Raw genomic sequence first — 17,989 nt, 5'->3', positions numbered from 1 at the left:
TTTCGAAACCGACGGCGAGGATGCCCGGCGGCTAAGAAAATCTCGAAATTAAGTGCAGATAAATCAATCTGTTATTTCGCTTGCCGCATAAAACATCACATAAAATAGAACAAATCTCTTTTTGCGTGATGTTTTATGCGCTATATAAGTGACCGATCGGTCGGCGAATTGAGGGTTCCCGGCCGGACGCCCGGCGAAGGCGGCTCGAGCAGCCGTCATGCGGGCAAGGGTTTTGATGCGGCGACTGCCGCCGAAGGAGGAGCATTTCATGGCGCAAGCCTTTATCTGCGATGGAATCCGCACGCCTGTGGGCCGCTATGGCGGCGCGCTCTCTGCCGTGCGCGCCGATGATCTGGCGGCCGTTCCGCTTTCCGCATTGCAGGAGAGAAACGGCAAGGTCGACTGGGAAAGCGTCGATGACGTCATTCTTGGTTGCGCCAATCAGGCGGGCGAGGACAATCGCAATGTGGCGCGCATGGCGGTGCTGCTCTCCGGCCTGCCGGAAGGCGTGCCGGGCACCACGGTCAACCGGCTCTGCGGTTCCGGCATGGATGCGATCGGCCTTGCCGCGCGCACGATCCGCGCCGGCGATGGCGCCCTGATGATTGCCGGCGGTGTGGAAAGCATGAGCCGCGCCCCCTTCGTCATGGGCAAGGCGGAAACGGCCTTTTCGCGCAAGGCGGAAATCTACGACACCACCATCGGCTGGCGCTTCAAGAACAGGAAGTTCCACAGCGCATTCGGCACCCACTCCATGCCGGAAACCGCCGACAATGTCGCTGCTGATTACAACATTTCGCGCGAGGATCAGGACCGATTCGCGGCCATGAGCCAGGCGCGCTGGAAGGCGGCCCAGGATGCCGGCGTCTATGCCGACGAAATCGTCCCCGTCACCATTCCCCAGCGCAAGGGCGACCCGGTTGTCGTCGATACCGACGAGCATCCGCGTCCGGGCACCACGGCCGAGGTTCTGGCAAAGCTGAAGGGCGTTAACGCGCCGGAGCTTTCCGTCACCGCCGGCAACGCGTCCGGCGTCAATGACGGTGCTGCCGGGCTGCTGATCGCTTCGGAAGAGGCGGCAAGCACGAACGGCCTGACCCCGAAGGCGCGGATCGTTGCCATGGCGGCTGCCGGCGTTGCCCCGCGCGTCATGGGCATCGGCCCGGTTCCGGCCACCCGCAAGGTGCTGAAGCTTGCCGGTCTTTCGCTTTCCGACATGGACGTGATCGAACTCAACGAAGCCTTTGCCGCGCAGTCGCTCGCCGTTCTGCGCGAACTCGGCCTGCCGGATGACGCGGCCCATGTGAACGCCAATGGCGGCGCAATCGCTATCGGCCATCCCCTCGGCATGTCCGGCGCCCGTCTGGTGCTGACGGCCACGAACCAGCTTCACCGCACCGGCGGGCGCTACGCCCTTTGCACCATGTGCATCGGCGTCGGCCAGGGCATCGCCATGATTATCGAACGGATCTGACCAAGGAGGCCTTGAGAGCCATGTATGCACAGATGGTAAAATCGGAAGGCATGAAATCCCGCGAAGAGATGTCGCCGGAGGAACAGTCCTTCCAGGACCGCATCGACCGCGGCGAGAAGATCGAGCCGAAGGACTGGATGCCGGAAGGCTACCGCAAGACGCTGGTGCGCCAGATCGGTCAACACGCCCATTCGGAAATCGTCGGCCAGCTTCCCGAGGGCAACTGGATCACCCGCGCGCCCTCGCTGGAGCGCAAGGCGATCCTGCTGGCAAAAGTGCAGGACGAGGCCGGCCACGGGCTCTACCTCTATTCGGCCGCCGAAACGCTCGGCGTCTCGCGCGACGACCTGATGGAAAAGCTCCATGACGGGCGCATGAAATATTCCTCGATCTTCAACTACCCGACGCTCAACTGGGCCGATATGGGCGCGGTCGGCTGGCTGGTCGATGGGGCTGCGATCATGAACCAGGTGCCGCTGCAGCGCACCTCCTTCGGGCCCTATTCGCGGGCGATGATCCGCATCTGCAAGGAAGAGAGCTTCCACCAGCGCCAGGGCTATTCGATCATGATGAAGATGGCCTTCGGCACGCCGGAGCAGAAAGAGATGGCGCAGGATGCGCTGAACCGTTTCTGGTACCCGTCGCTGATGATGTTCGGCCCGTCCGACAAGGATTCGGTGCATTCCGCCCAGTCGATGGCGTGGAAGATCAAGATCAACACCAATGACGAGTTGCGCCAGAAATTCGTCGACCAGACGGTGCCGCAGGCCAAATATCTGGGCCTTTCGATCCCGGACGAGAACCTTGCCTGGAACGAGGAGAAGGGCGGCTACGACTTCTCCGAGCCGGATTGGTCGGAATTCTTCGAGGTGATCAAGGGCAATGGCCCGTGCAACCGCGAACGCATCGAAGCCCGCCGCAAGGCCTGGGACGAGGGCGAATGGTTCCGCGACGGGCTTGCCGCCCACGGCGAAAAGGAAGCGCGGCGCGCCAAGGCGCCGGTCGCAGCCGCAGAATAAGCGCACAGCGTTTCTCAAGGGAGGAAAACATGTCCAAGGAATGGCCGCTCTACGAAGTCTTCATCCGGGGTCAGCATGGTCTGAACCACCGCCATGTCGGCAGCCTGCACGCGCCGGACGCGGAAATGGCGATCCGCCACGCCCGCGACGTCTACACCCGCCGCAAGGAAGGCGTGTCGATCTGGGTGGTGAAGTCGAACGACATCACCGCGTCCTCGCCGTCGGAAAAGGGTCCGCTCTTCGATCCGGCCGAAAGCAAGGCCTATCGTCATCCGACCTTCTTCGACATCCCGGAAGAAGTGGGGCATATGTGATGACCGCGACCGTCGAACATACGGGCAATGTCACGCCGATGGCGATGTCGACGACGCCCGACCCCTTTGTCGGCGACGAGGCCCTGCGCGCCGCCTTCTTCGAATGGCTCTGTCGCCTCGGCGATTCGACGCTGGTGCTTGGCCACCGCGTTTCCGAATGGTGCGGCCATGCGCCGGTGCTGGAGGAAGATATCGCCTTTGCCAATACCGCGCTCGATCTCATCGGCCACACGCAGATGTGGCTCGGACTGGCCGGCGAGGTGGAAGGCGAGGGCCGCAGCGCCGACAATCTCGCCTATCTGCGCGACGCCGCGAAGTTCCGCAATCTGCTGATCACCGAACTGCCGAAGGGCGACATGGGCGTCACCGTGATGCGCCAGTTCCTGTTCGATGCCTGGCATTTCGCGCTGCTGAAGCAGCTTGTGGACTCAAAAAGCCCGCGCGTTGCCGAAATCGCGGCAAAGGCGGTCAAGGAAGCGGCCTATCATTTCGAGCGGTCCGCCGATCTGGTGATCCGGCTTGGCGACGGGACCGAGGAAAGCCACCGGCGCATGCAGGACGCGCTCGACTATCTCTGGCCCTATACCGGCGAGATGTTCATCACCGACGATATCGACCGGAAGATCGCCGATGCCGGCATCGCCCCCGCGCCCGCTGCGCTGAAGGCCGAATGGGACCGGACGCTGGCTTCGGTGTTCTCGGAAGCGACGCTGAAGAAGCCGGAAGAGGGCTATGCCCATACCGGCGGCAAGAGCGGGCGGCATACGGAGCATCTGGGTTTCATCCTGGCCGAGCTGCAATTCCTGCAGCGCGCCTATCCGGGAGCGGAATGGTGAGCGCTGCAACCGCCGTCCTGCCCTCGCCGGAAGAGGTGATGGCCTGGCTTGCGCAAGTGCCCGATCCCGAAATCCCGGTGATCTCGATCACCGAGCTCGGCATCGTGCGCAAGGTCGGCCATGACGGCGGCACATTGGTTGTCACCGTGACGCCCACCTATTCCGGCTGCCCGGCCGTGTCGCTGATCAATCTGGAAATCGAGGCCAAGCTCCTGGAGAAGGGCGTCGAGGATTTCCGGATCGAGCAACAGCTTTCCCCGCCCTGGACGACGGATCTTCTGTCTGAGGAAGCGCGGGAAAAGCTGAAAGACTACGGCATTGCCCCGCCAATCGACGGCACGGCGGCCGATGGACGGCTTGTGGCCCGCGCGGCCCGGCTTTCCGGCCGCTCAAATCTCGTCATTGCCTGTCCGCGCTGCGGCTCGGGCAATACGGAGCGCGTTTCCCAGTTCGGCTCGACCCCCTGCAAGGCGTCATACCGCTGCAAGGACTGTCTGGAGCCGTTCGATTATTTCAAGTGTATCTGAGGAGGAGTGATCAGATGGCACGGTTTCATCCGCTGGAAGTGACTGACATTCGCCGCGAAACGGCCGATGCGGTGGTGCTCACGCTGAAGCCCCGCGACGAGGATGCGGGCGCCTTCGGCTTTACCCAGGGTCAGTATCTGACTTTCCGTCGCCAGTTCGATGGCGAGGAGGTGCGCCGGTCCTATTCGATCTGCGCGGGTCTCGACGAGGGCTGCCTCAAGGTCGGCGTCAAGCGCGTGGAAGGCGGCGCCTTTTCCACCTTCGCCAATGAGGAACTGAAGCCCGGCGACGTCATCGAGGCGATGCCGCCGATGGGCAAGTTCTTCACCGCGCTCGATGCCGATGTCAGCAAGGACTATCTCGGCTTTGCCGGCGGGTCCGGCATCACGCCGCTGCTGTCGATCGTCAAGACGGTGCTGGCGCGCGAGCCCCGGTCGCGCTTCACGCTGGTCTATGCCAACCGCCAGATCAAGTCGATCATGTTCCGCGAGGAGCTGGGAGACCTGAAGAACACCTATCTGGGTCGCCTCTCCGTCATTCATGTGCTGGAAAGCGACAGCCAGGAAATCGATCTCTTCACCGGCCGCATCGACGAGGAGAAGCTTGAAGCCTTCTTCAATCTCTGGATCGACCTTCCCGCCGTCGATACCGCCTTTATCTGCGGGCCGGAGCCGATGATGCTGACGATTGCCGCATCGCTGAAAAAGCACGGCATGAAGGACGAGCAGATCAAGTTCGAGCTGTTCGCCTCCTCCCAGCCGGGCCGCGCGAAGCAGAAAGTGATCTCGAAGGCGGCCGCGACCGCCGGCGAGAACGTAGAAATCCAGCTTACGCTCGATGGCACCACCCGCTCCTTCACCATGCAGCGCGACGGCACGGCGGTGCTCGATGCCGCGCTCGCCCACGATATCGACGCGCCCTATTCCTGCAAGGGCGGCATCTGCTCCACCTGCCGGGCGAAGGTGGTCGAGGGCGAAGTCGAGATGATCAGCAACCACGCGCTGGAGGATTACGAGGTGCGGGCCGGTTACGTGCTCTCCTGCCAGTGCCTGCCGCTCTCGGAAAAGGTGGTGATCAGCTATGACGAATGACATGTCGATTGCCGATTATCTGGCCGAAGGCGGCAAGCTGTCCTCCCCGGACAATGCCCCGCCGCTCTACCGCGCCGAGCTGATGCGGATGATGTCCTCATTCGTCGACAGCGAGCTTGCCGGTTCGGCAGGTTTTGCCGCCGCCATCAACTGGGCGCCCGGCATTGCCGAGCGCATCGCCGCAAGCCGGATCGTGCTGGAAAAGGCCGATCATGCCGAGCGCGTGCTCGATCTGATGGGCGATTTCGGAACCGATACCGCGCTCTACAATCGCGCCCACAGCTGGGCGGCGCGTCTTCCCCGCGATGCCGTGGTCGATACCCGCCGCATGGGCGGTGATATGCGGCTTTCCGTCTTCCACTATCCCTTCGAGGACTGGACGGATGCCGTGGTGATGAACGTGCTGATGGGCCTTGCGACGGTCATTCAGCTCGAGGAAATGACGCACGCATCCTACACGCCCTATGCCGAGGTGATCCGCTCTGTTCTGCCGCGCGAGACGAGGCATATGGAGCTTGGGCTTGAAGGGCTGAAGAAGCTCGCCGCGACCGATGAAGGCCGTGGGGCCGCGCAGAAAGCCGTTGCCTACTGGCATCCGCGCGTTGCCGAGACCTTCGGTCCGGCGGTCTCCGAACGCTTTGCCCGGCTTTCGCGCTTCGGTCTGCGCCACAGCGAGAATGAGGCGCTCAGGACCCGCTGGCGGACGGAAGCTGAAAGCATGCTTGAGGACTGCGGGCTGAAGATGCCCGTCGCGGCCTGACCTGCAATATTTTGAGGCCCTGTCTGTCCGGAAAGTCCGACAGGGCCGATGAGGAAGGATATCCCCATGACTGAGACGGCCGCACGCCGCCTTGAGAGCTATGTGCTCGGCTCCTGGCAGACGGGATCGGGCGCGGGAAAACCGCTTTCCCATGCCGCAACCGGTGAAACCGTCGCGCTGATCGGCTCGGACGGGCTGAACTTCGCGGACGCGCTTGCTTATGGCCGCGAAAAGGGCGGCAAGGCGCTTCGGGCAATGACCATTCACGAGCGCGCGCTGATGCTGAAGGCTGTCGGCATGGCGCTGATGGAACGCAAGCAGGAATTCTACGTCGAGAATAGCTGGACCGGCGCCACCCGCCGCGATGGCTGGGTGGATATCGAGGGCGGCATCGGCACGCTTTTGACCTTCGCGTCGAAGGCGCGGCGCGAATTGCCGAACGCGAAGGTGCTGAGCGAGGGCGATGTCGAGCCGCTGTCGCGGGACGGCAGCTTCGTCGGCCGCCATATCCTGACGCCGATGAAGGGCGTTGCGATCCACATCAACGCCTTCAACTTTCCCGTCTGGGGCATGCTGGAAAAGATCGCGCCGGCGCTGATTGCCGGCATGCCATGCCTGGTCAAGCCTGCCTCGCAGACGGCCTATCTGACCGAGCTTGTCACCCGCGCCATCATCGAGACCGGACTTCTGCCGGACGGCGCGCTGCAGCTTGTCTGCGGCAGCGCCGGCGATCTGCTGGATCATGTCACCGGGCAGGATGTCGTCACCTTCACCGGATCGGCGACGACGGGCCGCAAGCTGAAGACCGGCAAGGCCATCGTTGAAAACGCCGTGCGCTTCAACATGGAGGCCGACAGTCTCAATGCCGCGATCCTCGGGGCCGATGCTGGGCCGGGCACGCCGGAATTCGATCTCTTCATCCGCGAGGCGGCCAATGAAATGACGTCGAAGGCCGGGCAGAAATGCACCGCCATCCGCCGCATCATCGTGCCGCGCGCCCATGAACAGGCGGTGGTCGAGGCGCTTTCCGAAAGGCTTTCCAAGGCGACGATCGGTCTGCCGGACGACGAGAATGCCCGCATGGGCGCGCTGGTGTCGCTTGCCGATCGCGACGGCGTGCGCGAGAAGATCGCGGCGCTTCTCGGCGATGGCGAGATCGTTCATGGCGATCCCGACAATGTGACGCTGGTTTCGGGCGATGCGGAGAAGGGCGCTTTCATGAGCCCTGTGCTTCTCCGCTGTGCCAATCCGTTCGAAGCAAAGGCCGTGCACGATGTTGAAGCCTTCGGGCCGGTCGCAACCGTGATGGCCTATGATGAGGCCGAAGAAGCGGTGGCGCTTGCCGAGCGCGGCAAGGGCTCGCTGGTCTCATCGCTCTTCACCAATAACGGCGGCATTGCCGCTGAAATCGTCACCGGTCTTGCCGCCCATCACGGACGCGTCATGATCGGCAATCGCGGTTCGGCGAAGTCCTCGACCGGGCATGGCTCGCCGCTTGCGCCGCTCGTCCATGGCGGTCCGGGCCGCGCCGGCGGCGGCGAGGAAATGGGCGGCATGCGCGGGGTGAAGCACTTCATGCAGCGCACCGCCGTGCAGGGAACGCCCGACATGCTGACCGCGATCACCGGCGAATGGGTCGATGGCGCGGAAAGCCGGAGCGGCAAGCACCCCTTCCGCAAGTCGCTGGCGGAACTGAAAATTGGCGACCAGATCGTGACCGAAACCCGCACGATCACCCGCGAGGATGTCGAGCATTTCGCCGAATTTACCGGCGACACCTTCTACGCCCATATGGACAGCGACGCGGCGAAGGCCAATCCCTTCTTCGAGGACCGGGTGGCGCATGGCTATCTGATCGCCTCGTTCGCGGCCGGCCTCTTCGTCGATCCGGATCCGGGTCCGGTTCTCGCCAATTACGGCGTCGACAATCTGCGTTTCCTCACCCCGGTCTATTTCGGCGATACGCTGAAGGTGCGGCTCACCTGCAAGGCGATCAATCCGCGTGAAAACGCCGGCCACGGCGAGGTGCGCTGGGATTGCCGCGTCACCAACCAGAAGGACGAGGTCGTCGCGCAATATGATGTGCTGACCATGGTCGCCAAGACCTGGCCGCTTGCCGCCGAAGCGCTCGACCAGATGGCGGGCTGAGCGATGGCCGTCTACGCCTATGACGACATCGTCCCGGTGATTGATCCGGACGCCTATGTCCACCCGGACGCTGTGCTGATTGGCGACGTGATCGTCGGCCCGCAATGTTTCGTCGGCGCAGGCGCGGTGCTGCGCGGGGATTTCGGTCGGATCGAGATGCATGAGGGCTCCAACATCCAGGAGACCTGCATCTGCCATTCCTTCCCGGATCGCGATGTCGTGGTCGAGCGTTTCGGCCATGTCGGTCACGGCGCGGTGCTGCATGGCTGCCGCGTCGGCGAGAATGCCATGGTCGGCATGAATGCCGTTGTCATGGACGAGGCGGTGATCGGCAAAAACGCCATCATCGGCGCAATGGCCTTTGTCAGGCAGGGCTTTGTCGTGCCCGAAGGCATGCTCGCCCATGGCAATCCGGCGCGCGTGATCCGTCCGCTGACGGATGAGGAAATCGCCTGGAAGACGGGCGGCACTAATATCTATCGCCAGCTTGCCTTCGAGGCGGCAGGCCGAACGCGACCGGCCGAACCGCTTTCGCAAGCGGAACCGGATCGCCGCCGGATCAAAGCCCCGCGCTATGATCCTCTGATGATCGCAAGGGTGGGCGAGAAGAAGCAATGAGGGTTTGGGAGAAGCCATGATGCGCCTTCTTCTGCTGTTCAGCTTGACCGATCCAATTCGATTGGCAGCTGCAACGCTTTCAGCCTTGAGGAGTGCCTAGCGTGTCCGCTTCTCCTGGCCGCGCCAATCCGGGTCGATCCTCCGGCCATCGGCCTCGAAGAGATGCCAGTGCTCTTCCCTCGGACGCACATGGACGACATCGCCGCGCGACAGCGCGCTTTGTCCCGGCTCATGGATCAGAACCGGCGCGCCGTCCGGCAGCGTGCAGTGCAGGTAGCTGTTGGCTCCGTGCTGCTCGGAGACGGAGACGGTCACCGGCCAGGTCAGATCATGGGCATCGACCGTGACGAGGTGTTCGGGCCTGATGCCGAGCGTTACCTTCTGTCCGGTCGCAGACTTGGCGGCATGGTCGGAGAGTTTCAGCGGCGGCAATTGCGCGGCGTTGAAGACGAGCGCGCCGTCGGCCGCCACGCCGAGCGTACCCTCGACGAAGTTCATCCTCGGCGATCCGATGAAACCGGCGACGAAGGTGTTGCGCGGATTGTTGTAAAGCTCCAGCGGCGCGCCGACCTGTTCGATAACGCCGCGTCTCAATACCACGATCTTGTCGGCCATGGTCATTGCCTCGATCTGGTCGTGGGTCACATAGATCATGGTGTTGCCGAGCCGTTCATGCAGTTTGGTGATCTCCAGGCGCATATGAACGCGCAGTTCGGCGTCGAGATTGGAAAGCGGTTCGTCGAACAGGAAGATCTTCGGATCGCGGGTGATCGCCCGGCCGATGGCCACGCGCTGGCGCTGGCCGCCGGAAAGCTGCTTGGGCCGGCGGTCGAGCAGCGCGTCGATCTGCAGCATGCCGGCGGCCATGGCTACGCGGCGGTTGATCTCATCCTTCGGCATGCGGATGTTTTCCAGCCCGAAGCTCAGATTTTCACGCACCGTCATATGCGGGTAGAGCGCATAGGACTGGAACACCATCGCCACGCCGCGGTCGGCCGCCGGCACATGCGCGATGCTTTCGCCGTCGATCCGGATATCGCCGCCGGTGACATCCTCAAGGCCGGCGATCATGCGGAGCAATGTCGATTTTCCGCAGCCGGACGGCCCGACGAAAACGACAAACTCACCGTCGTCGATCGTCAGGTTGACATCGGGGATGACTTCGACAACGCCGAAACACTTGTTGAGGTTCTCGAGGGTCAGTTTTGCCATGAATGTCGAACCTATTTTATGCCTGTGGAAGCGATGCCGCTTGTGATGTAGCGCTGCAGGAAGATGAAGGCGAAGGCGAGCGGCAGGGCGGTCAGCGTCGTCATCGCCAGAAGCAGGTCGTAACGGATCTCGAATTCCGTTTGGAACGAGGCGAGGGCCAGTTGCAGCGTGAAGGATTCCCGGTTGTTGAGCACGATCAGCGGCAGCAGGAAGTCGTTCCAGCGCGACAGGATCGAGAAGATCGCGACCACTGCCAGCGCCGGCGAGGACAGCGGCAGGATGATGCGCCAGAAAATCCGCCATTCGCTGGCATGGTCCATGCGCGCCGCCTCCAGCAGTTCGTCGGGAATGGTGAGCATATACTGACGCAGCAGGAACACGCCGGTGGGGGTGGCGACGGTGGGCAGGATCACGCCCCAAAGACTGCCGACAAGGCCGAGCTCGGCAACGATCAGATAGACCGGCACCAGAACCACGGTGGCCGGTATCATCAGCGTCGCCAGAATTGCCGTCAGGGCCGCCGTGGAGCCGCGGAAGCGGTATTTCGACAGCGCGAAGGCCGCCATCGAATTCATCACCAGCGTGATTACCGTGGCGACGACCGTGATGAACAGCGAATTGTAGACATAGCGCCAGATGTCTGCGCCCGCCGTGGTCAGAAGATTGACATAGTTGTCGATCGTGAAACGGACCTTGCGCACCGGCTCGGCATTGGCGACCTTGATCACAAGCCGCCCCGCCGCCGGATCGGCCGGATCGATCATCTGGGCGTTGAGCCCGACGCGCCGGATCTGGGCGAGTCGGATGGTCTCGCCGTCCTCGGTCCTGACGTCGTAGAGCGGCAGCGGTTCGTCGAAGCCTTCGACGGAGACCGTTTCCGTCGTCACCGGCAGCAGCGTCGGCGGGAAATCCTGCAGATTGGCCGGCGTCTTGAACGAGGAGATCACCAGCCACAGCACCGGCGCGAACATGATGACCAGGCCAAGCAGCAGGTAGCCATAGGTGACGTAGTCGGTCCAGTCCGCCTTCCTGCCGCCGCGTTTGCCGAAGATGGTTCCCAGAAGACCAGGCGACGGCCGGTTCCGGGCGATGCGGATGTCGTCGAGGTCAGCCATCACGTGCGCTCCTGGAGAATTTGAGTTGCAGTGCCGTGAACAGCAGCAGCACGAGGCCGAGCAGCAGAGAGGCGGCTGCGGCAAGGCCGAAATTGCGCGGCTGGGCGGCAAAGCCGACCTCGTAGATATACTGGACCATCAGCATCGTGGCCGAGCCGGGGCCGCCGCCGGTCAGCACGTAGAGTTCGTCGAATGTCTGCACAGAGCGGATGACGCACAGGACGAAGACCACCAGAAGCACCGGCAGGAGAAGCGGCAGGGTGATGCGCCGGAACACCCGCCAGTGACTGGCCGAGTCCATCTTCGCGGCCTCGTAGACATCGCGCGGGATCGCCTGCAGGCCTGCGAGAAGAATGATGGTGTAGAACCCCATATGGGCCCAGATCGTCACCGCGACGGCCCAGGCAAAGGCGGTGTCTGCGTGAACCAGCCAGTTGATGCCGCCAAGACCCACGGATTCCAGAAGCCCGTTGAGCGCGCCGTTGCGCTGCAGGATCCATTGCCAGGTCAGCGCGACAACCACCGGCGACAGCATGACGGGGAAGAAGAACACGCCCCGGAAGAAGCCGCGCCCCCTGATCTCCCGGTTGAGGCAGATGGCGGTCAGCAGGGAAATGCCGATCATCAGCACCACCTGCGTCGGCACGAATACGAGACTGTTGCCGAGGGCGCGCCAGAACAGGTCGCGCGAGCATGTCGATGGCTGGAGATAGTTCCGACAATCGAGCAGGGTCTCGTAATTGGCCATGCCGATGAAGGGCCGATCCACAGGGTAGAGCCTGTCACTGCCGGTGACCGAATAGAAAATATTGATGAAGACCGGAAGCAGCGCGAACAGCAGCACCGCCGTCAGGTTGGGGATCAGGAAAATCCACGGCATCCGCTTGATGCCGATTGTCTTTTGAACCCTGCTCATCGCCGGCTCGATCAGCCGGGCGGGCAAGGCCGCGACATTGGCCAGCATCCGGCCGGCTCGCATGCTTGCTGTCATCCGTCTCTCCCTCCGCCTTCGGTGGTGGAGGCGCCCTTCAGGCCGGGCGCCCTCCTGTCTGCTGCCGCCTGAAGGTCGCCCGGTTACTGGTTGCCCCGGGCGGCATCGATCGCCAGGTTGACGTCTGTTTCGATGCGGGCCAGCGCCTCGTCAACCGTCAGCTCGTCGTTGAGCACCTGGCTGATGCGGGTGGTCAGCGAGTTCATCATTGCTCGCTGGTAGCGCCAGCCCTGAAAACGGTAGGCGGCGTCGGCCATTTTCGGCACCTGGGCGCTGAAGGTGGCGAGCGCCTCCTGGGTGCGCTCCGAAGCGCCCGGATATTCGACGCCGGCATCGCCGACCGAGCGGGAGGCCGGGATCTCGACCGAGGCGGCGATCACCTCGGTGAGGTTTTCGGGCTGTGACAGATAGTTGATGAAGGCGCCCATGGCTTCCGGGTGTTCGGTGTGTTTGAACGCCACCAGCGCGCCGCCGCCCGGCATCACCGTGCAGGAGGACGGGCCGCAAGGCGCGGGTGCGACCTCCCAGTCGAACAGGTCACCGACTTCGGCGTCCATCTTGCCGAGGTTCCACGATCCGCCGAAATAGAAGACGACATTGGCATTGAGGAAGTCGGCGAAAAGCTCGCGATGGGTCGCGCCGCCAACGGCCCCCCAGAGATCCATCGGCATCACGCCGGTCTCGTGCCACGCCTTGAATTTCTCGATCGCGTTGCGCAGGCCGTCATCGACGACGGGCCGACCCTCGTCATCGACCAGTTCGGCACCCTGGCTGATGGCGAAGCTGGCGAAGCGGTGGCCCGACCTGTCCATCTCCATCGGAAAATCCGTGTCGGTGGCCTCGGCAACCTTTGTCGTGGCGACCGCCCAGTCATCCCAGGTTGCGCCTTCCTCCGGCAAGGGAACGCCGGCCTGCTCGAACAGTGTCTTGTTGACATAGGCGCCATTGACCGTCAGCGAGGTCGGCATGCCGAAAATCGCCGCGCCGTCGGGGTCGCTGCCGCGCAGCCATGACAGGGTCTGGCCATAGTCCGTCTCGAACTGCGCCGCGTCGACATAAGGGGTGATGTCGAGATAGAAGCGGCTCAAGCCCCCGAGGTCGGTGATGATCGCGCCGTCCGGCCCTTCGCCGGATTCGAGCTGGACCGGCAGGCTCTCCAGGATGGCCTGATAGCTCACGGTTTCCAGTTTGACCGGCAGGTCGGGATGCTCCTCGTTGTAACGGTCGACCACGGGCTGCATGGTGATGCAGCCGAAGCCGGTGTCGTCACAGAAGATCGTGGCGGCGCCATTTTGCGCCGAGGCGGCAGCGGCGCAGGCCAAAAAGATGCTTGCCGCCGCCGGGTAAGCGAACGCTGAAAGTTTCATTCTGATCCTCCCGTTGGACGATGCCAGCCCTCCGCCAGGCATCTTCTCCAGTCAGACGCATTGGTCCAACCACGGAACTATTGATTGGCCTGACCAAAATGTCAACAGCTACGACGTTTCACAAAAAATGCCGTAAAAATGGGACAGGAAGGGCTTGTCTCCACAAGAGGGAAACTTGACAGGGCGAGGTTATTTCTGTTTGGTCTGTCCAGATCGGCGAGATTGGGATGCGACGTCGGATTTCGGCCGATTGTCGTACTTAGCCGAAACCAAGGAGAACCGGGTAAATGCTGAGGTTTGCTGTCGTGGGCATCGACCACGGTCATATTTTCGATCACGTCAACGGACTGCTGGCGGCAGGGGCCGAATTCGCAGGATATTGCGAAAAAACATCGGTTCCAGAACTGGTTGACGCATTCCGCCGAACCTATCCCGATGCGCCCGTCGTCGACCGGGAGACCATTTTTGGCGACGACAGTATTGACGTTATCTGCATCGCCGCTGTTCCCGCAGATCGGGCCGATCTCGCGATCCGGGCGATGGAAGCCGGCAAGGATGTCATGGTCGACAAGCCTGGTATGACCACTGGCGCGCAACTCGCGGCGGTGCGCGAGACGGTCGGAAAGACCGGCCGGATCTTCTCGGTCTGTTTCTCCGAGCGGCTCTGTGTTCCCTCCGCCGTCAAGGCCGGAAAACTGGTCAGAGCAGGAGCGATCGGCAAGGTGGTGCAGACCATCGGCATGGGGCCGCACCGCAAGTCCGCGGGCCAGCGGCCGGACTGGTTTTTTGAGCTTGACCGGTTTGGCGGCATCATCATCGACATCGCCTCGCACCAGATCGATCAATTCCTGTTTTACACCGGCTCGGAGACGGCCGAAGTCGCTGCCGCCAGCATCGGCAATTTCGCCACGGGAGACTATCCCGCCTTTCAGGATTTCGGCGAGGTTCTGCTGCGCAGCGATCATGCCGCCGGCTATATCCGCGTCGACTGGTTCACGCCGGACGGCCTGCCGACCTGGGGCGACGGACGCCTCACCATTCTCGGCACCGACGGCTATATCGAGCTGCGAAAATATGTCGATATCGGCGGCCGCGACGGCAAGGACCACCTGTTCCTCGTTGACCGGACCCATACCGAATATATCGACTGCTCCGGGGAAAAACTCGACTATTTCGACCAGTTCGTCACCGATGTGCGCGAGCGGACGGAAACCGCCATGAGCCAGGCCCATGTTTTCGAGGTCTGCCGCCTGTCGCTCGAGGCCCAGGAAAAAGCCCACAACATCACCGCGCGCTGAGCGGAACCGGGAGGAGAATCCATGACCAGAAAGTTCCGCGTTGCCGTCATCGGCGCCGGTATCGCCGCCCGTCACATGACGGGCTACAGGTGGAATGCCGAGCGCTTCGAGGTCAAGGTGATCTGTTCGCTCGACGAAGCGCGCGGCCGGGCGCTTTGCGAGGAATTCGACGTGCCCGAATACACGCAGGACACCGATTCGCTGTTTGCCCGCGAGGATATCGACATCATCGACGTCTGCACGCCGCCGCACAGCCATTTCGAGCTGTCTCGAAGGGCGCTTGAAGCGGGCAAGCACGTCATCTGCGAGAAGCCGCTGTTCGGTTCGCTCGCCGATGTCGACGCCATGGAGAAGATTGCGGCGGCATCCGGCAGAGTCATCATGCCGATCTTTCAGTATCGCTACGGCGCGGGATTGCAGAAGCTGAAACACCTGATCGCGGAAGGGCTGGCCGGCCGACCGTTCATGACCACGATCGAGACCCATTGGTGGCGTCCGCCGCCCTATTTTGCGGTGGAATGGCGCGGGAAGTGGGCAACGGAACTGGGCGGCGGCTTGCTCGGCCATGCCATCCACGCCCACGACATGCTCAATTATGTCCACGGCCCCTGCGCCGAGGTTTTCGCCTATGGAGCGACGCTGGTCAACAAGATCGAGGTTGAGGACACGATGGCGCTTGCCGTGAAGATGGAGAACGGCTCGCTGGCAAGCCTGTCGATGACGCTCGGCTCACGCGAGGAGATTTCGCGGTTGCGCTTCTGTTTTGAAAACCTGACCGCCGAGAGCATTCGCGAACCCTATACGATGGGGCGGGATCCGTGGCGGTTCATCGCCGGCGATGCCGCGCATCAGGCGCGTATCGACGCCGCGCTCGCCGAGGTCGCGGTCACGGAGGATGGCTACACGCGCCAGTTCGAACTGTTCCATGCCGCGCTTTTGGAAGGCCGCGCGCCGCCGGTGACACTTGCGGATGCGCGGAATTCGCTGGCCTTGGTCACGGCGGCGTATTATTCAGATCGTACCGGCAGGCCGACGCCATTGCCGATCACTGAGGACCATCCGCTTTATCGGTCATGGCTGCCGGAGGCGGGGAAGGAATAGCAGACGCGTGCGCAGTGCCAACACAACCAGCCCCAATGACGGGGGATCGGCCGGAGTCGCACAGGGCGAAGGCGCGGGCGGGCGGAAAGTGCGCCTGCTTGCGGCCAAGCGGCTTTACCAGGTTGTGGCGCGGCGCATCGCCCGGATGATCGAGGAAAATCAGGGCAGGGAAGATTGGCGGCTGCCATCCGAACGCGAGCTCGCCGAGCAGTTGGAGGTAAGCCGCACGGTGGTGCGCGAGGCGGTGATCGCGCTGGAGATGCGCGGCATCGTGGAGGTGCGCGGCCGTGCCGGCATCATCGTGCTGCCGGCGCATGTCAACCCTCTCAGCTTCGATGCCATCAACACCGACATCGGTCCGGGCCCTTTCGAATTGCTGGAGGCGCGGCTGGCGCTGGAATCGAGCGCCGCCGCGCTCGCCGCCGAACGGGCCACACGCTATGACATCATGGAGCTTGAGGAATGCATCGAGCGCATGCAGCTGGAAACCGACGAGGTTTTCCTGAATGAAAAGGGAGACCGGGAGTTTCATCTGACGATCGCGAACATGACCGGCAACGCCATCATCCTGTCGATGATCCAGGCCTTGTGGGACCAGCGCGACGCCTCGCGCATGTGGCAGCGCGTCCACCGGCACATCCATGCCCCGAAGGTGCGTGCGTTGTGGATCGGCGATCACTATGCCATCGTTGCTGCGTTGAAAATGCGCAATGGGGAAGCCGCGCGTCACGCCATGACGCGCCATATAAACAACGTGACTGACGAATTGTTGCGCGCGGACGAACTGGGCCGGTTCTCGTCCGAATCCGCGGATGATTGAGATGGAGATCGGAAATGCTGAAGGGTTTTGAACACGTAGGCATGACTGTCAGCAATATCGACAAGAGCCTGAATTTCTACGTGGATCTGCTCGGGCTGAAGCTGACGGTGCGCCGCAGGGGGCAGGATGATTCCGGTTTCGAATTCTGTTTCCTTGATGCGGGCAACGGGATGCTCGAGATCATGGGGCCGGCGACCGGAGCGCTGCAGGCCGAAGACGTCGCCGCCGGTCGGTCGGGGCTGCGTCATCTGACGTTCTGCTTCGATGATATTGACACGCTATACCGCAGGCTGGAGGAGGCCGGCGTCGAACTGGTCGAGGCTCCGCGCGAGGCTTACAACCGCGACATCGTCGACAAGGTCGCGTTCTGCCGCGATCCCGATGGAATCCTGATTGAACTCTGCGAACGATAGGCATGACCACGCTGCGCTCCGCATTGCCGCCGCACATGGCCGGCAGCGGACCAGGCGAGGCTCGAGGCGTCCCGACATACTGATGCCGTTTCCCGAGAAACAGGCGTTCCGGAAGGCGCGGATTTTGGCGCCGTCCTGTGTTCGGGTCTTCGGCGAACCCGGCGCCTTCATCCTGTCCAAACCAACCGATCGTGATCCCGGCCGTATTGGCCGGCAAGGCGATTGATGTAGTTCCCGAAGATGCCCGCCATGTCGAGCGTTTCGCCAGAGCGCAGCCATTGCTCCTGCAAACCGTCCATCATGGCGATGATCTCGAAAGCGAGGTTGTCGGTATCGGACGCCGGATCGAATGTGCCGTCAGCCTGGCCCGATCTGAGGGCCCCGGCGATCATGGCGTGCGTCCTTGCCGAGCGCGCCGCGAACCAGTCCGCCGCCGGATGATCGGCCGAGAGGCTTTCCACCGAGAGAAGCGCGAAGGCGCGGATCACGCCCGGGATCGTCTCGTTATACCGGACGATAGCCACCAGGGAACCGAGGAATGTGCGCCAATCGGCGCCCTTCTTCGGTAACATAACGGCGGTGACCGCGTCCCGCTCTTCCAGGACCGCCAGCAGCAGCTCGGTCTTGCTCGGAAAATGATGCAGCAGGCCGGGAAGCGTAAGCCCCACCTCTGCGGCGACGGCGGCGATGGCCGCATTCTGATAGCCCGACTGGCTGAACACGCGGACTGCCGCCTCGACGATTTCGGCGCGCCGCCGCTGGCCTTTCCCATAAGGCCCCCGCGCACCGGCGCCTGTCTTTCGTGGTTCGCGTTTTGTCGGGGTGTCGTCCGGCATGTCCGTCGTCTCCATTGGTTTCCCAGGATACATGAAAGGGGTGAAACTT

Annotated in this window: 18 protein-coding genes; 13 read left to right on the top strand and 5 right to left on the bottom strand. The window is 62.8% G+C overall.

What is annotated here, in order from left to right; genetic code table 11:
• Positions 1–268 precede the first annotated feature (268 nt).
• The 9 genes from pcaF to JET14_RS19735 all read left to right on the top strand — a co-directional run bounded on the left by pcaF (position 269) and on the right by JET14_RS19735 (position 8,787).
• Positions 269–1,474 carry a 3-oxoadipyl-CoA thiolase gene (pcaF, locus tag JET14_RS19775; protein WP_200335844.1) on the top strand — a complete coding sequence of 402 codons (1,206 nt, stop codon included), beginning with the start codon at positions 269–271 and terminating at the stop codon, positions 1,472–1,474.
• Between the two features lie 20 nt (positions 1,475–1,494).
• Positions 1,495–2,493: a 1,2-phenylacetyl-CoA epoxidase subunit PaaA gene (gene paaA, locus JET14_RS19770; protein WP_200335842.1), complete on the top strand. Its 999-nt coding sequence runs from the start codon at positions 1,495–1,497 to the stop codon at positions 2,491–2,493.
• A gap of 29 nt (positions 2,494–2,522) precedes the next feature.
• Positions 2,523–2,807 carry a 1,2-phenylacetyl-CoA epoxidase subunit PaaB gene (paaB, locus tag JET14_RS19765; RefSeq protein WP_024708712.1) on the top strand — a complete coding sequence of 95 codons (285 nt, stop codon included), beginning with the start codon at positions 2,523–2,525 and terminating at the stop codon, positions 2,805–2,807.
• A 44-nt stretch (positions 2,808–2,851) separates the two neighbouring features.
• Complete coding sequence (gene paaC / locus JET14_RS19760) at positions 2,852–3,643, top strand: 1,2-phenylacetyl-CoA epoxidase subunit PaaC (RefSeq protein ID WP_200338181.1); 792 nt, start codon at positions 2,852–2,854, stop codon at positions 3,641–3,643.
• A 38-nt stretch (positions 3,644–3,681) separates the two neighbouring features.
• Positions 3,682–4,170, top strand: coding sequence for a 1,2-phenylacetyl-CoA epoxidase subunit PaaD (gene paaD, locus JET14_RS19755; protein ID WP_246750650.1), 489 nt, complete (start codon positions 3,682–3,684; stop codon positions 4,168–4,170).
• Between the two features lie 14 nt (positions 4,171–4,184).
• Complete coding sequence (gene paaE, locus JET14_RS19750) at positions 4,185–5,261, top strand: 1,2-phenylacetyl-CoA epoxidase subunit PaaE (protein ID WP_200335831.1); 1,077 nt, start codon at positions 4,185–4,187, stop codon at positions 5,259–5,261.
• The gene (locus JET14_RS19745) at positions 5,251–6,021 is read left to right on the top strand and encodes a Phenylacetic acid catabolic protein (RefSeq protein ID WP_200335824.1); all 771 of its coding nucleotides are present in this window, start codon (positions 5,251–5,253) and stop codon (positions 6,019–6,021) included. Before paaE ends, JET14_RS19745 begins: the two co-directional genes overlap by 11 nt.
• Before the next feature lie 66 nt (positions 6,022–6,087).
• On the top strand, positions 6,088–8,169 hold the full coding sequence (paaZ, locus tag JET14_RS19740) for a phenylacetic acid degradation bifunctional protein PaaZ (protein WP_200335818.1): 2,082 nt from the start codon (positions 6,088–6,090) through the stop codon (positions 8,167–8,169).
• Positions 8,170–8,172: 3 nt separating this feature from the next.
• Positions 8,173–8,787, top strand: coding sequence for a transferase hexapeptide repeat family protein (locus JET14_RS19735; RefSeq protein ID WP_200335817.1), 615 nt, complete (start codon positions 8,173–8,175; stop codon positions 8,785–8,787).
• A gap of 96 nt (positions 8,788–8,883) precedes the next feature.
• Here the strand turns inward: JET14_RS19735 and JET14_RS19730 are convergent, their stop codons facing one another.
• The 4 genes from JET14_RS19730 to JET14_RS19715 form a co-directional block, all read right to left on the bottom strand.
• Positions 8,884–9,999 carry an ABC transporter ATP-binding protein gene (locus JET14_RS19730; RefSeq protein WP_200335816.1) on the bottom strand — a complete coding sequence of 372 codons (1,116 nt, stop codon included), beginning with the start codon at positions 9,997–9,999 and terminating at the stop codon, positions 8,884–8,886.
• A gap of 11 nt (positions 10,000–10,010) precedes the next feature.
• Positions 10,011–11,114 (bottom strand): carbohydrate ABC transporter permease, encoded by a 1,104-nt coding sequence (locus JET14_RS19725; RefSeq protein WP_246750392.1) that lies wholly within the window; start codon positions 11,112–11,114, stop codon positions 10,011–10,013.
• Complete coding sequence (locus tag JET14_RS19720) at positions 11,107–12,105, bottom strand: carbohydrate ABC transporter permease (protein WP_246750390.1); 999 nt, start codon at positions 12,103–12,105, stop codon at positions 11,107–11,109. Before JET14_RS19720 ends, JET14_RS19725 begins: the two co-directional genes overlap by 8 nt.
• Before the next feature lie 83 nt (positions 12,106–12,188).
• Positions 12,189–13,472 carry an ABC transporter substrate-binding protein gene (locus JET14_RS19715; RefSeq protein ID WP_200335815.1) on the bottom strand — a complete coding sequence of 428 codons (1,284 nt, stop codon included), beginning with the start codon at positions 13,470–13,472 and terminating at the stop codon, positions 12,189–12,191.
• A 287-nt stretch (positions 13,473–13,759) separates the two neighbouring features.
• Between JET14_RS19715 and JET14_RS19710 the strand changes: the two genes are divergently transcribed.
• From JET14_RS19710 to JET14_RS19695, 4 genes are all read left to right on the top strand, one after another.
• Entirely contained in the window at positions 13,760–14,770 is a 1,011-nt protein-coding gene (locus JET14_RS19710) for a Gfo/Idh/MocA family protein (RefSeq protein ID WP_200335814.1), read from the top strand.
• 21 nt (positions 14,771–14,791) lie between these two features.
• Positions 14,792–15,871: a Gfo/Idh/MocA family protein gene (locus JET14_RS19705; RefSeq protein ID WP_200335812.1), complete on the top strand. Its 1,080-nt coding sequence runs from the start codon at positions 14,792–14,794 to the stop codon at positions 15,869–15,871.
• Positions 15,872–15,995: 124 nt separating this feature from the next.
• Positions 15,996–16,691 carry an FCD domain-containing protein gene (locus JET14_RS19700; RefSeq protein ID WP_244435608.1) on the top strand — a complete coding sequence of 232 codons (696 nt, stop codon included), beginning with the start codon at positions 15,996–15,998 and terminating at the stop codon, positions 16,689–16,691.
• A 14-nt stretch (positions 16,692–16,705) separates the two neighbouring features.
• Positions 16,706–17,104 (top strand): VOC family protein, encoded by a 399-nt coding sequence (locus JET14_RS19695; protein ID WP_200335810.1) that lies wholly within the window; start codon positions 16,706–16,708, stop codon positions 17,102–17,104.
• Positions 17,105–17,271: 167 nt separating this feature from the next.
• On the opposite strand, the gene JET14_RS19690 is transcribed toward JET14_RS19695, so the two are convergent.
• Positions 17,272–17,940: a TetR/AcrR family transcriptional regulator gene (locus tag JET14_RS19690; RefSeq protein WP_200335808.1), complete on the bottom strand. Its 669-nt coding sequence runs from the start codon at positions 17,938–17,940 to the stop codon at positions 17,272–17,274.
• Positions 17,941–17,989: the final 49 nt, after the last annotated feature.

The organism is Martelella lutilitoris, from assembly GCF_016598595.1.
GTDB lineage: Bacteria > Pseudomonadota > Alphaproteobacteria > Rhizobiales > Rhizobiaceae > Martelella > Martelella lutilitoris_A.
This window is presented reverse-complemented; position numbering and strand designations above follow the sequence as displayed.